The organism is Enterococcus sp. AZ188 (assembly GCF_050544075.1).
Classification (GTDB): domain Bacteria; phylum Bacillota; class Bacilli; order Lactobacillales; family Enterococcaceae; genus Enterococcus_D; species Enterococcus_D entomosocium.
The window spans coordinates 2,450,241-2,465,724 of the sequence record NZ_CP172943.1 but is presented as its reverse complement, the minus strand read 5'-3'; the positions used below and the strand labels follow the sequence as shown (position 1 = coordinate 2,465,724).

At 44.7% G+C, this 15,484-nt stretch carries 15 protein-coding genes; 10 read left to right on the top strand and 5 right to left on the bottom strand.

Annotation, left to right across the window (positions count from 1 at the left end):
- Nucleotides 1–10: 10 nt before the first annotated feature.
- From IGI86_RS11465 to IGI86_RS11450, 4 genes are all read right to left on the bottom strand, one after another.
- The gene (locus IGI86_RS11465) at nucleotides 11–853 is read right to left on the bottom strand and encodes a hypothetical protein (RefSeq protein ID WP_430617305.1); all 843 of its coding nucleotides are present in this window, start codon (nucleotides 851–853) and stop codon (nucleotides 11–13) included.
- 181 nt (nucleotides 854–1,034) lie between these two features.
- On the bottom strand, nucleotides 1,035–1,250 hold the full coding sequence (locus IGI86_RS11460; protein WP_008379021.1) for a DUF378 domain-containing protein: 216 nt from the start codon (nucleotides 1,248–1,250) through the stop codon (nucleotides 1,035–1,037).
- A 28-nt stretch (nucleotides 1,251–1,278) separates the two neighbouring features.
- Complete coding sequence (locus IGI86_RS11455; protein ID WP_005234707.1) at nucleotides 1,279–1,623, bottom strand: YrhK family protein; 345 nt, start codon at nucleotides 1,621–1,623, stop codon at nucleotides 1,279–1,281.
- Nucleotides 1,624–1,642: 19 nt separating this feature from the next.
- A complete protein-coding gene (locus IGI86_RS11450; protein ID WP_430617304.1) occupies nucleotides 1,643–2,776 on the bottom strand; it encodes an alcohol dehydrogenase catalytic domain-containing protein in 1,134 nt (377 codons plus the stop codon).
- Between the two features lie 288 nt (nucleotides 2,777–3,064).
- Between IGI86_RS11450 and IGI86_RS11445 the strand changes: the two genes are divergently transcribed.
- Nucleotides 3,065–3,349 carry a hypothetical protein gene (locus IGI86_RS11445; RefSeq protein ID WP_005234711.1) on the top strand — a complete coding sequence of 95 codons (285 nt, stop codon included), beginning with the start codon at nucleotides 3,065–3,067 and terminating at the stop codon, nucleotides 3,347–3,349.
- A gap of 70 nt (nucleotides 3,350–3,419) precedes the next feature.
- On the opposite strand, the gene IGI86_RS11440 is transcribed toward IGI86_RS11445, so the two are convergent.
- Nucleotides 3,420–3,923, bottom strand: coding sequence for an isochorismatase family cysteine hydrolase (locus IGI86_RS11440; protein WP_008379012.1), 504 nt, complete (start codon nucleotides 3,921–3,923; stop codon nucleotides 3,420–3,422).
- Between the two features lie 242 nt (nucleotides 3,924–4,165).
- Between IGI86_RS11440 and IGI86_RS11435 the strand changes: the two genes are divergently transcribed.
- From IGI86_RS11435 to IGI86_RS11395, 9 genes are all read left to right on the top strand, one after another.
- Entirely contained in the window at nucleotides 4,166–5,482 is a 1,317-nt protein-coding gene (locus IGI86_RS11435; protein WP_008379010.1) for an ABC transporter substrate-binding protein, read from the top strand.
- 132 nt (nucleotides 5,483–5,614) lie between these two features.
- A complete protein-coding gene (locus tag IGI86_RS11430) occupies nucleotides 5,615–6,526 on the top strand; it encodes a carbohydrate ABC transporter permease (RefSeq protein ID WP_005234717.1) in 912 nt (303 codons plus the stop codon).
- Nucleotides 6,526–7,386: a carbohydrate ABC transporter permease gene (locus IGI86_RS11425; protein WP_430617303.1), complete on the top strand. Its 861-nt coding sequence runs from the start codon at nucleotides 6,526–6,528 to the stop codon at nucleotides 7,384–7,386. The genes IGI86_RS11430 and IGI86_RS11425 overlap by 1 nt, the downstream gene beginning before the upstream one ends.
- Complete coding sequence (locus IGI86_RS11420; protein ID WP_429967279.1) at nucleotides 7,383–7,985, top strand: hypothetical protein; 603 nt, start codon at nucleotides 7,383–7,385, stop codon at nucleotides 7,983–7,985. Before IGI86_RS11425 ends, IGI86_RS11420 begins: the two co-directional genes overlap by 4 nt.
- A gap of 141 nt (nucleotides 7,986–8,126) precedes the next feature.
- Nucleotides 8,127–9,161 (top strand): LacI family DNA-binding transcriptional regulator, encoded by a 1,035-nt coding sequence (locus IGI86_RS11415; RefSeq protein WP_429967278.1) that lies wholly within the window; start codon nucleotides 8,127–8,129, stop codon nucleotides 9,159–9,161.
- A gap of 99 nt (nucleotides 9,162–9,260) precedes the next feature.
- On the top strand, nucleotides 9,261–10,595 hold the full coding sequence (locus IGI86_RS11410; protein WP_015509292.1) for a PTS sugar transporter subunit IIC: 1,335 nt from the start codon (nucleotides 9,261–9,263) through the stop codon (nucleotides 10,593–10,595).
- Between the two features lie 53 nt (nucleotides 10,596–10,648).
- On the top strand, nucleotides 10,649–11,116 hold the full coding sequence (locus IGI86_RS11405; RefSeq protein ID WP_086373180.1) for a hypothetical protein: 468 nt from the start codon (nucleotides 10,649–10,651) through the stop codon (nucleotides 11,114–11,116).
- Nucleotides 11,117–11,124: 8 nt separating this feature from the next.
- Nucleotides 11,125–13,362 carry an alpha-galactosidase gene (locus IGI86_RS11400; RefSeq protein ID WP_430617302.1) on the top strand — a complete coding sequence of 746 codons (2,238 nt, stop codon included), beginning with the start codon at nucleotides 11,125–11,127 and terminating at the stop codon, nucleotides 13,360–13,362.
- Nucleotides 13,359–15,413 (top strand): beta-galactosidase, encoded by a 2,055-nt coding sequence (locus tag IGI86_RS11395; RefSeq protein WP_430617301.1) that lies wholly within the window; start codon nucleotides 13,359–13,361, stop codon nucleotides 15,411–15,413. Before IGI86_RS11400 ends, IGI86_RS11395 begins: the two co-directional genes overlap by 4 nt.
- Nucleotides 15,414–15,484: the final 71 nt, after the last annotated feature.

Genomic DNA, 15,484 nt, shown 5'->3' with positions numbered 1-15,484 from the left:
GCCGCTTGTTTTATTGCCATTCGGATTGATAATTTCCTTTGAGATCATAGACATAATTGATCTCGGTTCGATTACGAATCCCATTTAAACCAACGGTCCAAGTCCATTCGCCTTGGAAGCCGTTTAAAATGACGATGCTGACGCCAGGAACATAGTGATCTAGCTGAGCTGCTCGCGCCTCAGAATCCTTGATGATCTTGGGAATGACGCCCCAGTCGATGGCATCAAAGGCAATGGTATCTTCCATCGAAAGCTCGATCGTATCGTCGTCTTTTTTCCATTTGGTCAACAGATTTTCTGGGTAATACCAATACTCGTCTTGTAGGCCTGTGTTTGGATTGATCACTCGCGCAACTGCATAAATGCCGCTTTTTAGCGGGACATTGCGGATGTGAAAACTATAGCTGACCAGTTGCAGCTCTTTGTCCTTGAATGAAGATTGATTTGGCAGCGCCGCCATAATTTCTTTGGCACTGGTTTCTTCTCGAAAGAGTTGGCGGTCTACAGGTAAAAAGGTGGAAACTACGCCAATACAAAAGAGAATCGCTGGCAGCAAGAGCAATGAGAATAACCAGTAAAATGGCGATTTTTTGTGTTTTTTGAGGCCGATGATCAGACCGATCAAAAAGACCAGCAGGATCCCTGCTACCCAAAAGTAGGGGAACAAACGAATGATCTGATGCCTGGTTTCAACGACTTGGTATTCATTCAGACCAAACCAATTTTCCGCGATGGTGAGGTTATTTAAAACAACGATTCCGCCAATAATACCTAGAATAAATAAGAAAATCAATAGCAAAAGCATCCGACCGAGTATCCGACGTATCAGCGAGGGTCTAGTAGGTGGGGTCATGAGTCACGTCCTTTTTATATTTTCGAAAATAGTAGGTTAAATACAAGAGTAGTACAACTGGTGTTTTTTTTCAATGATTGTAGACAAAAAAACTACATCCACAGATGCGACCTCAAAAAGTTAGACCAAAAATCTAACTTTTTTGGGGTCAGCACACCGCAGATGCAGGTTTTATTTTCATTTAGTCGAGTGTTTGTTGGCGGGCGATAGCTGGAAAGAATTTTAGGCTATACAATGCGCTGATCCCAACTAGAATATAAATGACGCGGGCAATGATCGACGTGCTGCCGCCGGTGATCGCTGCGACAAGGTCAAACTCGAAGGCGCCGACCAGCAGCCAATTGATCCCACCGATGATCAATAGTGTCAGTGCGATCCCATCAAATGTTTTTAACATAGGAAACTCCTCTCTAGTTGTCGCCCCATCAACGTTCATCGTCGGTGATGGTGACATCTTTTTCTTTCTCGCCTTCTTGATTGCGATCATTATAGATATAGACATGGCGAACGATTTTAATCAGCGGGCGAATGGTCAAAAAGACACCGCCGATCAAATAGGCGATCGTTCCGTAAATCGCAGGTAAGCTAGTTAATGAAACGATACTCCCGAAAATATAAAACAAGCCCGTCAAAATATCATTCGTAAGTGAGATCAACATGTAGCGATTTTGAAAGTAGATGCGAAAGCGACTTGCCTTGATGATCACATCTTCTTCTTTTCCAGGATCGAATTGATGTTCACTCCGTTTGATTTTTGGCATAGGTGCCATCACTGCTCCTTTATTTGTGCTAAGGTTTCAAGACAACTTTGATGTTCTTGTCTTCTTTTTTGTCAAAAATCTCATACGCTTTGGCAGCATCTGCTAAAGGCATCGTGTGGGTGATGATCTGTGACGGGTCAAACAAACCGTCACAGATCATATCATAAATTTTTGGCATCAAATGGATCACAGGTGCTTGCCCGTGTTTGACATCAATGTTGCGCATAAAGAATTCTTGCAATGGATAAGAAGAAGCAGGTGTCATGTAAACGCCAGTGATTTGGACGGTACCAAATTTTTTGACTGCCTTGGCGGCCATCTGGATCGGTGAGATTGTTCCACTTTGCAAGCTGACTAGATTTTTGGCTTTTTCTTTGACGGGTTCTAAACCATCCATCCCAACACAGTCGATGATCACATCAGCGCCACCTTTGGTCAGCTCATACAATTCATCGGCACTAGTAGCCAGATCATCCAATTGGAATGTTTCGACTTGATTGTAGCTGCTGGCTTTTTCTAGACGATGAGCAACAGGGTCCACGGCAATCACCCGCTTAGCGCCTGCCATCACAGCAAATTTTTGCGCAAACAAGCCAACTGGTCCTGAGCCTAAGACGATCACGGTATCATCTTTTTTGACGCCGGCATTTTGGACGCTCCAATATGCTGTAGGTAAGATGTCAGATAAAAACAATACTTTTTCATCAGGGATCGTTGATTCAGGTACGATAAACGAGGTGAAATCTGCGAACGGTACGCGCAAGAATTCGGCTTGACCGCCCCAGTGGTTGCCGTTCATTTTTCCAAAACCGAATAAGCCGCCATACAATGTATCTTCTGAAGAATTGTCGCATTGACTTTCCATCTCATTTTGACAAAAGTGGCAGTGACCGCAACCGATATTGAAAGGGATGACGACGCGGTCGCCTTTTTTTAGTTTCTGTATTTGACTGCCGACTTCTTCGACAATACCCATTGGTTCGTGACCAACGACATAGCCTTCTTCCAAAACCGAGCCGCCATGGTGGTAAAGGTGGAGATCAGAGCCGCAGATTGCAGTTGCGGTGATTCGGATGATCGCATCCGTCGGTTCTAAAATCGTTGGATCTTCTACACGGCGAACGTCCATTTTTTGATTTCCTTGCCAGGTTACTGCTTGCATCATTTTTCCTCCTTGTTTGTTCAGATAAGTTCGGACAATCACTAATTTTTCCAACAACATGTTTTTACTTTTCAGTAACAGATAAGTTAATTCTGCAAGGATTTTAACGATTTGACAACGAAAACGCTCAAAACGGTTGATTAGGATTTTTCTTCATCAATGGTTTAAAAAAAGAAAAACAGATGATTTGCTAAAAAAGTGAAAGCGTGACACTATTAAAGTGAAGCATGCATGTGTTACGAGTATCTACTGGAACCTGCATCAACCAGTGACAAGAAATGAGGAGGGATGATCATGGATCTAACGATTCGAGGAAAAGCTTCCTGCACCAATTGCAATGAAAACTTTGATGGGAAGCTAGTCGTTCATTTACAAGAAGACAGCGAGGGGCAATTAACCATGGTACCACCGTTGGAAACGAATGAATTGGCAGAAGATGAAATCGCTATTCATTATACTTACGGGGAAGTGAAGGAAGCCATCGAAGGAACCTTCGTATGTCCAAACTGTCAGACAGAAAATGAGGTTCGGATTGAAATTCCGACCGAGCTATTAGATGGCTCAATGAATTGAATGAATAATTAAATTGAAAAAGCTCTCTGTTCCTTGAACAGGGAGCTTTCGTTATTTATTGGTCATTGGTTTATTTTGTTCCATCAATGATTTGGACATTGAAGTCTCGTAAGATGTCGAGTCCTTGCGACTCGTGATTTTTACCGGCGACTAATGTTTTATTGATGGTGAAATCAGCGTCAGGAAAGGCGCTTTGGATCTCGATCGTATTGGAAAGGACGCAGATGTTGGTTTCAACACCGGTGATTTCGATTTTCTTTTCTTCTTCAGGCTTAAATAGATTTTTCTTGATGTCGATCAAGACTTCAGGTGGAATACTGTAATAGTATTTCTTTACGACTTTTTCATTTTCGAGAGGCTTAAGTTCTGGGATAAGCTGCAGGGCAGCGGCTTCTTCATCAGGCGTTCCTTTGACTTCGATTGGGATGTCGCGGGTGTGTAAGATGTACTCCCCATTCGCCCGCGCTTGTTCTAGGCGCTTGGCGATTCGTTTGACGAGAGCGGCGCTATCTGGCACATACGCTTCGTTCTCTTCATCGAGAATTTGGTTTTGCATATCGACAATGACTAGCATGTGGTTACTCCCTTTCTATAAACATCGTTTTTCAAATGATCTAACGAGAGGTTGAAAAATAGGTGCTATTTCTATGATGCCCCACTTTTTTTAAATTTTCAAAGAAAACGCTCTTCTTATCGTGAAACGGTAAAAATGTTATTTTTTTATTCGAATAACGATGCTTTTTGTTTGCTGAAAAGAAGAAGTAGTGATAGCTTTTAAATAGTACATTAAAAATAAATGAAAGTAGGTTAGGTTAAATGAGAAAGTTATTTTATATGGGGACTTTGCTTTTTTCAGTTGGTGTACTGGCGGCAGGATGTGGCAATAGCGAAACCGCTGATTCCTCGGGGAATGAGTCAGCAGATGGCAAAACGACGTTGGATTTTTGGTCCTTCTGGGGGTCTGGTGCAAGACAAGAAGTAATTGAAGAAATTATTGATGATTTTAATGCGTCACAAGATAAAATCGAGGTCAAATACAGCTACCAGCCTTGGGGCGATATTTGGACAAAATCACTGTCGTCGATCACTGCTGGTAATCCGCCTGATGTTATTGTACAAGATATTAATTCTGTTGCTCAGCGGGCAGAAGCGCAGCAAGCAACAAATTTAAGCGAGTATATCGAAGAAGGCTTTTCTGATGAATTTTATCCGCAATTATGGGATACGGTGGAGTATGAAGGGGATGCGTATGCGGTTCCTTTCAATACAGACACGCAAGTGATTTTCTACAATAAGACACTCTTTAAAGAGGCTGGTATCAGTGAAGAGCAACTGCCACAAACGTGGGAGGAGTTAGAAACAGTTGCTCGTAAATTAGATGTCAAAAACGGTGATGACTTTGAGCGGATCGGCTTTTACCCATTGTGGAATTTAGGCGCTGACGTGTGGGCCTTGAATGCCGACGATGGCGTCAGCTGGTTTGACAAGGATGAGAACGTCAAAATCGATACAGACAACAAAGTGGAAGCGTTGGAATGGATCTTAGACTGGCAAGAGTATTATGGGCAAGATACCATCAATCGGTTAGAAGCTGAATTTGGTTCAGGTGTTGCCGATCCATTCATTTCTGGATTAGTGGCGATGCGTGCGCAAAACATCAACTACTACTCAAGTTTAGCGGAAAATGCACCGGATGACTTTGAATTTGGGGTCATTCAAATTCCTGAAAAAGAAAGTGGTTCTGGTCACTGGTCATGGGGTGGCGGGTTCGTCTTAGAAGTGCCATACGGAGCCAAAGATCCTGAAGCGTCCTATGAGTTTATCAAATACTTGTCGACACCAGAAGTTCAAGAGAAATTTGGTGAGAAAAGCTTTGATATCATGGCGAATCGAACAGCCAACGAAAACTTGGTCAACAACGACAATCTAGATGAAAACGGCCAAATGATCTACCAAATGGCAGATGAAAACTTTGCCAATACGGTGATCACACCTGTACCATTGACAGCTCCTGATTTCAGCAGTCTTGTCAATGAACAGATCGACCAAATCATGCTGGGCAGCAAAACACCGGCTGAAGGGTTGGCAGATGCGCAAAAAGCGGTCGAAGATCTCGTTGAGCAAAACAAATAAATTTCAAAACGAGCGTTTTTAAAAAAGAAGGAAAGTCCAGTCGGTTAGCGGACTGGGCTTTGCTTTCTGCTTTGCGAAGCGGACATGTTTTCTTGAATAAACAATGAGTAAAAATAGAATGGAGTGGAAGGAATGCCAAAGAAGCGTTCAAAAAGTAAACGGCAAGAAGCTCTTTGGGGCTACTTCTTCGTAGCACCATTTTTGCTTGGGTTCGTGGTGTTTATGTTAGGGCCCATGCTGTTTTCCTTCGTAGGAAGCTTTACCGATTACAATCTGACTTCGAAAATGAATTTTATCGGCTTTAAGAACTTTACCCGCATGTTTACGCAAGATACCCTGTTTTGGAAATCTCTCTATAACACGGCGTATTTTGTACTCTTCAATGTTCCCTTAACCACGTTGTTCAGTGTCTTTCTAGCCACGTTATTGAATCAAAAAATCCGCGGAATCAGTTTTTTCCGAACGACCTTTTACTTACCAGCGATCCTTTCAGGGGTTGCCGTCTACGTCTTATGGATGCAATTATTATCTCCTTCCGCAGGATTGATCAATACCTTCTTGAGCTGGTTCAATATCAAAGGTCCGGCATGGCTGTTTGATCCAGAATGGACGAAACCAGCGTTGATTTTGATGAAGATTTGGAGTTCAGGGGGCGCGATGCTCTTGTATCTAGCTACCTTGCAAAATATTTCACCGACGCTGTATGAATCGGCTGAGATCGATGGGGCGGGAGTCTGGGCGAAATTCAAAAATATTACGATCCCTTTGATCACGCCAATCATCTTCTATGATGTGATTACTTCAACGATCGGTTCTTTTCAAATTTTCCAAGAAGCATACGTGATGACCAAAAATGGTACCGGCGGTCCTGCAAATTCGCTGCTCTTCTATAATTTGCATATGTGGAACAAAGCCTTCGTCGCCTTTGATATGGGCTATGCGATGGCCATGTCGATGATCTTGTTCTTGATCGTCTTAGTCTTGACCTTTATCAATCTCAAGCTGGCACCACGCTGGGTTCACTATACCGGAGGTGGCAGCTAATGGAAATGACGACAAAAACACGAAGCAAATCAAGCCAACAGCGAGTCAAAAAAATCATCAGCTATGTGGTGATGTCGATCATCGGGATCGTGCTGCTGATCCCGTTGCTGTGGATGGTCTTTACGTCATTGAAACCGATGGAGGAGATCGTGCGCTACCCGCCGACCTTTTTCCCAGAAGAAATCAATCTTGGCAATTATTTGGAGACTATCAACGCCTTTCCATTTTGGCAGTATGCAAAAAATACGTTATTCATTACCGTCTTAGTGGTCTTCGGGAATGTCTTATCAAATTCCTTCATTGCTTATGGGTTTGCAAAATTGGCCTTTCCAGGAAAAAATCTGATCTTTGCCCTCGTCTTGTCTACGATGATGATTCCTGGCTTTGTGACGATGATCCCGCAATATGTCTTGTTTTCCAAAATCGGCTGGGTTGGCACCTATCTGCCGCTGATCGTTCCAGCGTTTTTCGGCAACGCCTTTAACATTTTCTTGATGCGGCAGTTTTACTTGTCCGTCAACAATGAATTGATCGAAGCCGCTAAGATCGATGGCGCCAATTATCTTTATATTTGGAGCCATCTAATGATCCCATTGACGAAACCCGCGCTGATCACGATTGCCATCAACTCCTTCAATGGGGCGTGGAATGATTTCTTAGGACCATTACTGTATATTCAAAATCAAGAAAAGTACACGCTGCAGATTGGCCTGCAAGTCTTCCAAAACCAATCAACGACCCAATGGAACTACTTGATGGCAGGAGCAACGCTTGTGCTATTGCCGACGATCTTGCTATTCTTCCTCGCACAACGCTCCTTTATTGAGGGAATGGATCTGACGGGAGGTTCCAAAGGATGAGAACAAAAGTTACCCCGCAACGCTTGAACCAAGCGCTGTTGACTGGCATCAACTGGCTTCCGCATTTACTGGTTTTACAAGGCATGTGGCTGTTGTATTCCTTGCCTTTGATCACCAGTACCACCGCTAGTCGAGCATTGATCGAGACGTTGACGGAACTGCGGAACGATGGCTTGGAGGCAAGCAGCAAAGCTCGTTTTCAGCAGGCATTTCATCAACAGTGGACAACAAGAAAAGGGCAAGACCGTTTGCTCAGTCTATTCTTCCTGCTGCTTTTGGCGGACAGCTTTATCTTTAGCCGTTTGCAGCACCCGCTGTTTCAGATCGCTAGTTACGCGTTAGCGTTCACCTTTGGCTTGTTTTGCTTGGTCTTACTTTATCAAACGAGTCTGCTTCACACCTATCCGCAGCAGCCCAGCTCATTGTTTTATAGTTTTTATCAGTTTGCTCGTTCACCCAAACGAGTACTGGCGCATCTTTTAGCAACAGTGACGCTTGTCTTGACCTTTTTGCTGTTTGGTCCAGTCTACTTATTGGTCTTAGGAATCAGCACCTTGTATTTAGTCAATGTCGTGCTCTGTGACCAAGCGCTCAAATAGAAAACAAATGGGTATCCCGAAACTTCCTTAGTGAAAAGCTAAGGAGTTTCGGTTTTTTTGTGAAAAGAAGGTTGACAGGGCCAAAAATTATGCCTATGCTGAATGTAAATTTAGTAAACAGTAAACAGATGAGGTGCAGCTATGGCAAGTATGAGAGATATCGCGAAATTAGCCGGGGTGTCGGTAGCAAGTGTTTCTAGAATCCTTAACAATGATGAAACCTTCAGTATCAATGAACACACGCGGCAACGAGTCATTGAGATCGCTAACCAAATGAACTATTCAAAAGAAAAAAATCAGCCCCATTCCCGTGAAGTCGGCGACCAAAACACGATTGCCATCATTACCCGCCACGATCGAGAGTCGGAAAGAAACGATCCGTACTTTATGATGATCCGCAATGGGATCGAAAAGGAAGCGGCGAAGTGGCGCTTAAAAACGATTCGGGCCTTTTCCATGCGGGAGCCTCAAAAAGATTTGGCACAATTGGCGAAGTATGGCGCAGTCATTATTATTGGAGAGATGACCAGCGATGCTTTGGCAGAGATCAGTCAGCAAAATGCCAATATTATCCTCGTGGATAATTATAGTGAAGCACCCAGCTACGATTGCATCCAAACCGATTTTGCCCAAAAGACCCACCAGATCCTCACGATGTTAAAAGAGAAGGGCCATGAGCATATCGCCTTTGTTGGCGGTGTTGCCAGCCGAGTGACGATTTCTGGCGAAGTCGTTTACGATGAACAAGAGATTCGAGCAGAAAACTACCGCCAATGGATGCTGCTCAACAAATTGGAAAAGTTCACAACCGTGCTGCAGGGGAAATGGTCACCGGAGACTGGGTTGCATTTTGGTCAGCAGATCGCGCAAATGAATCCTCGCCCCACAGCGATCGTCGTTGCCAGCGATCCTATGGCAGTCGGGGTTTACAAGGCACTCGCTGAAGCGGGGCTATTGATTCCTAAAGATGTGTCAGTCGTTAGTTTTGATGATATCGAAATGGCGCAATTTATGACGCCCGCACTGTCCTCCGTCAAGATGAAAGCCGAAGAGATGGGACAGATGAGTGTCGAATTAGCGAAAAATAAAATCCTTGGGGTGCGGACGATGCCGGTTCGCGTCGTTTGTGGCAGTGAATTGATCATTAGAGAATCGATTGCCGAAAAAGATCAGTGACGTCTGATCTTTTTTATTTTAGGGGTTGTGTAAACATTAACTAAACAACTATACTGATTGTAGTAAACGTTTACAGTTAAAAATAAAGGAGAAAACGAAATGAAGTTTATTGATAAATTAGCCGAAAAGATGGTGCCTTTTGCTCAGATCATTGCCAACAACAAATACTTGTTAAGTCTGCGTGATGGGTTTATGGTCGCTTTTCCTGCGACAATGTTTGCGTCAATTATGATTATTATTCAAAATCTGCCTGCTACTTTCGGACTCTCGGAAAAACTTCCAGAGGGATTCATCACGTTTCTAAACGACTTTTTTGGTCCTATCGGAAATGCGACCATGAGTATCACCGCTATTTTCGTTGTTTTTGGGATCGGCTATCAGTTGGCTGGCAAATATGGACAAGCCAAATTATTTGCGGGTGCCATCTCACTGTCTTCGTTTTTGATGCTGCTGCCTTTTGGCTCATCCGAAGAGTTAGGTACAGTGATCCCCTTGTCGAAATTAGGGGCTGAGGGAATGTTTGTCGGAATCATCACGGCCATTATCGCTACGCAGATCTATTGCAAAATCAGTGCGGCTGGGCTGACGATCAAAATGCCAGATTCGGTTCCGCCAATGATCGCAGAATCATTTGTCGCCATCATTCCTGGGGCGGCACCGTTGTTCCTTTTCAATTTGATCCGCTACTTGTTCACCTTTACTTCATGGGGCAATGCCGTTGATTTCGTTTATGAGATTCTGCAAAAACCATTAATGGGCTTGGGCGGTACGTTGCCAGCAGTACTGATTGCCGTCTTGTTCACCCAATTCTTCTGGTGGTTTGGGATTCACGGTACCTTGGTGGTCAATGCGGTGATCGATCCAATCATGAATGCGTTAGCGATCGAAAACTATGAAGCCTACAAAGCGGGAGCTGAACAACTGCCCCATATCATTAACACTACGTTTATGGGCGTGTTCGTCAATCAAGGAATGCAGTTGGGGATCTCGATTACGATGGCCTTCTTTATCGCTCGTTCGATTCGGATGAAAAAATTAATGAAGACCGTGATCGCGCCATCTGTTTTCAACGTATCTGAACCGATGACCTTTGGTTTGCCTATCGTCCTGAACCCGATCGCTTTTGTCCCATGGATCTTAGCGCCATTAGCTAGTACGACGATCTCTTACTTTGCGATTGCCGCAGGCTTGGTGCCACGACCAATCGGAGCAACGGTGGTTTGGACGACCCCGGTCTTCTTATCTGGTTGGTTAGGCACGGGTTCTGTTGCCGGCGCAATCTTACAGTTAGTGACGGTTGCCGTAATGACCTTGATCTGGGTGCCATTCTTGATCGTAATGGATCGCGGCTACTTGAAAGAAGAAAAAGCGGAAGCGGCATTAAATGAACAAGCGACATCTGAGACGATCAATCAAAGGGTAGAAGAAAGATAAGCCCAGAAACGGAAAGGAATGCAATACGCGCACCCTTTAGAAAGGAATTTGTGATGAGAACCGATACATTGTCTTGTAGTTATCAAATGAATACCACATCTACGGATTTTTCCAGTGTGTTATTGGCGGAACAAGAGAAATTCTTTCGAGCCAAACAAGCCCAAGAACCGTTCGGGGAAGGTTGCCGTATTGAAACGATGATTCAAACCAAAACCGCTCCGCGGATGGTACCAGCCGTTATGACGGTCAAAAAAATTGCCGCGGATGCGCTGTGGCTTTGTACGACCCATGAAGAAGGAGTGATCGATCAACGGTATAGTTTTGCTCCAGGACGAAAAGGGAAGCTGCAAGTCACGTATTCGGAACAAAGCCGTTTTGAGCAGCAGAAAACAACCTACAGCTTTATGTTGGCGGCGCTGTTTTACAAATTCTTTTTCAATCGTGGTGTCAAAAAACGCTTGCGTTATCTTGAAGCAGCTTGTCAACGAGCAGGGACAAATGAAAAAAATGGGGAAAATTGAGGATAGCAATGATAGAAATAAAGAACGAACAACTCTTTCACTTATACAATGAAAAAATCAGTTATATCATAAATGTGTTACCAAATCAGCAACTGGGTCATATCTATTTTGGGCCATCTCTAGGCACACTGGCGCCGTTTGATCAAGCGTACCTTGAGAAAAAAGAGAATAAATCGGCAGGAACCGTCAAATTTTTTGAAGCAGACAATCTTTTTACCTTGGCAGACCGTTTTCAAGAATTGCCAACGTATGGGACTTCTGATTTTCGAGAAGGGGTAGTGTCGGTTTTTGAGGAAGAAACCCCACTTTATGTTGATTTTAAACTTGTGGCTTTTCACTGTTTTGAGGGCAAAGAACGAAAGCTGGCGCAACCAGCCAGCTTCGCGGCTGCCGATGAAAGCCAAAGCATCGTCTTTGAATTAGTAGATCAAGAGCGACAGCTGGAAATGGCGATCACCTATACGATCTTCAAAGGATCAGGAACCATCACGAGGCAGCAGACACTGACCAATACGGGAAGCAAGCCTAGAACCATCCAGCGCTTTTTGAGTGGTGTCTTGGAGCTGAAAAATCGCGATTTTGAACTGCTGCATCTTTCAGGCGCATGGCTGAAAGAACGGCATATCAAGACGGTCCCTTTGACCCAAGGGACGATCAGTGTTGGCTCGTTAAAAGGAGCGTCTGGTCATCAGCACAATCCTTTTGTCGCCTTAAAAGAACAGCAAGCCACCAATGACACTGGTCACGTCTACGGTGCCAACCTGATTTATTCTGGTAACTTTTTGGCGCAAGCAGAAATGGATGAATGGGACAACGTTCGATTGATGTTGGGGATACATCCTGAACATTTCAGCTGGCAGCTTTCACAAGGAGAAACCTTTGAAGCGCCGGAATGTCTCTTCACCTTCACCGCTGCTGGCCTGAATGGTTTGAGTCAAGAATCCGCCCAATTTATCGAAAAGCATGTGATTGCCCCTTATTGGCAAAAGCGGCAGCGGCCGATCGTCTTTAATAACTGGGAAGCGACTTATTTTGATTTTAATGAAGAGAAGCTGTTGACCTTAGCCCAAGAAAGCAAGGCGTTAGGGATGGAGTGCTTTGTGCTGGATGATGGTTGGTTTGGAAAACGTAACAACGACCGCAGTTCATTAGGCGATTGGGTGGCGGACCCTGCCAAATTTCCAAAAGGAATCGGCTCTTTTGCTGAGAAAATTCATGCCATGCAGCTGCAGCTGGGGATTTGGTTTGAACCGGAAATGGTTTCGCCAGATAGTCAGTTGTACCAAGAGCATCCTGAGTGGGTAGTCAAGCATCCTTATGAGCGGATCTCTGTGGGGCGCGGGCAATACGTGTTGGATTTTGCCAATCCAGCAGTGGTCGAGGCAATTTTCGAAGCGATGCAAAAAGTGATCCTTGAAACCAAGCTGGATTACATCAAATGGGATATGAACCGCAATATCACGGAAGCTTACTCTCCTTACTTAGCGGAACAGGGAATTTCTCAGACGGAGTTTTATCATCGTTATATTTTAGGCCTTTATCGCTTATATGAAAAAATCTTAGCGGCGTTTCCGACCCTTTTGATTGAAGGCTGTGCTGGCGGCGGGGGCAGATACGATTTGGGGATCTTGTTTTACAGTCCGCAGATTTGGCCTAGTGATGATAGTGATGCAGTGGAACGTTTAGCCATCCAAAGCGGAACGTTGCTAGGGTATCCGTTGTCCTCCTTCAGCAATCACGTGTCGGCGGTACCAAACCACCAAGTCGGCCGGGCAACTTCTTTAGCCTTTCGGCAAACCGTCGCAATGTTTGGGCCATTGGGGTATGAACTCGATCTCTTTCACTTGTCTGAAGCTGAAAAGCAGGCGATCAAATCCCAAATCGTTTTTTATAAAAAGCAGCGGCAATTGCTGACCTTTGGTACTTTTTATCAGCTGCAGCAGTTGGAACATGCCAATGAAAAAACTTGGGCGGTGTATGATCCGCAAAATGAAGAAGCATTGGTTGCTTTCTTTCGCGTGTTGGCACAAGCCAATCCGACGGCGGAAGACTTTTTGCCCGCAGCCTTTCTCGATGGCCAACAGGTGTATCAGGTCAATGGCGAACCCGTCTCTGGTCAGCTGTTAAGGCAATTAGGGTTGCGTAAACCCTATCAGTTTAATGCCGTCAACCATGGAACGGCGCAAGTCACTGGCGATTTTCAATCATTTGTATACCATTTACATGCCAAAAAAGGAGCAGAATGATGAGCAATCAATTGTTTGATCAGCAGTTTATGCATGGCGGGGATTACAACCCCGATCAATGGCTGGCTTATCCAGAAATCTTGCAAAAGGATCTTGCTTATATGCAGCAAGCCCATGTCAACACCGTCACATTAGGGGTGTTTGCTTGGAGTGCCTTAGAGCCGCAAGAAGGCGTTTATCAGTTTGACTGGTTGGATCGTGTGTTTGATAAGATCCATGGCATCGGCGGCAAAGTCATTTTAGCCACTCCTAGCGGTGGGCGTCCGCAATGGTTGAGCCAAAAGTATCCCGAAGTCAATCGGACCAACGCCCAAGGGCAAAAACATACCCATGGGTTTCGCCACAATCATTGTTACTCTTCACCGATCTATCGGGAAAAGGTAACGCAAATCAATCAGCAGTTGGCAAAACGTTACGGCAAGCATCCGGCATTAGCCATGTGGCATATCTCCAATGAGTACTCTGGGGAATGCTTTTGCTCCTATTGTCAAGAAAACTGGCGCAGTTGGCTGCAAAAGAAATATGGTGATTTAGCCACGTTGAATCATGCCTGGTGGACTTCTTTTTGGAGTGGTACGTACTCCGATTGGTCGCAGGTTTTACCGCCTTCGCCTCTAGGAGAACACAAAGTGCATGGCATGGATCTTGATTGGAAACGATTTGTTACAGATAGGACGATCGATTTTTATTTGCATGAATGTACGCCGATTCGCCAACTGACACCGGACATTCCTGTGACGACGAATTTTATGGCGGAAGGACATGCTACCCAAGACTTTATTCCTTTGGAAGGCATTGACTACAGCAAGTTTGCTCGTCATGTGGACATCGTTAGCTGGGATAGTTACCCTGATTGGAACAACAACTTTGAATCTTTGACAGCGACAGCAATGAAATCTGCCTATGTGCATGACCAGTACTGGTCTTTGAAGAAACAGCCCTTTTTAGTGATGGAATGCACGCCGAGTTTTGTTAACTGGCATTCCTTCAATAAAGCGAAAAAGCCTGGTGTCCATCAGTTGAGTGCCATGCAGCAGATCGCTCACGGCTCAGATAGTACCTTGTATTTTCAATGGCGCCAATCCCGCGGCAATTCAGAAAAATTCCATGGGGCAGTCGTGGGACATGATGATTCCACGGAGAATAGGGTCTTCAAAGAAGTTGCGGCTTACGGCAAGCGCTTGGAAAAAATCAAAGAGATTCAAGGAACCACAAGAAAAAAAGCAGTGGCGATCCTTTTTGACTGGGAAAGCAACTGGGCATTGAAGCGAGGCGGCGGGTTTGGTCGACCAACCAGACGGTATCCGCAAACGTTGCAGGAGCATTATCGTTATTTCTGGGAACAAGACATCGCTGTCGATATTTTGACGCCAGAGCAAGATTTTTCTGACTATCGGTTGGTGATCGCTCCGATGCTTTACTTGATGACCTCGGAGACGATGGCAAAACTTTGCCAGTACACGGAAGCTGGTGGTACCTTGATTTCCAGTTACTTTAGCGGCATGGTCAATGAAACCGACCTGTTGTATCTGGGGGGCTTGCCACAGCCGTTGCGAGGGTTATTAGGCATCAACGTGCTGGAGCTGGAAACTCTTTTTGACACTGAACACAATCAAGTGGTTTTTCAAGGACAGCCCTTTGAAACACGGGACTATTCTGCAATCATCGAAGCCGAAACAGCGGAGGTACTAGGGGTGTATCAAGCGGATTTTTACCAAGGAACACCTGCGATCACCAAACATACCTTTGGTGCAGGCACCGCCTACTATCTGGCGGCTCGCACCAACTATGACTTTTTCGAACAGTTTTATGCCTCTTTGGTCCGTGAGCTGTCCTTGGCAGAGGAAAGGATCGCGCATGCCAATCCTGCAGTCTCGATCCAAGGCAGGATCAGTCCAGAACGAACGTACTTTTTCATCATGAATTTTTCTGAGAAAGAGCAGACACTACACTTGATCAAAGAAGTCGTTGATTTAGAGACCAATCAAGCAGTTCCTCCAACAGCAACCTTGGCGCCGTATGAAGTGCGAGTGGTTTATTTTAACAATTAACTGACCATTGGAAAAAACGTCCCTTTCGACAAATACAGAAAGGGACGTTTTTTTGGTGAATGGTTTATAAG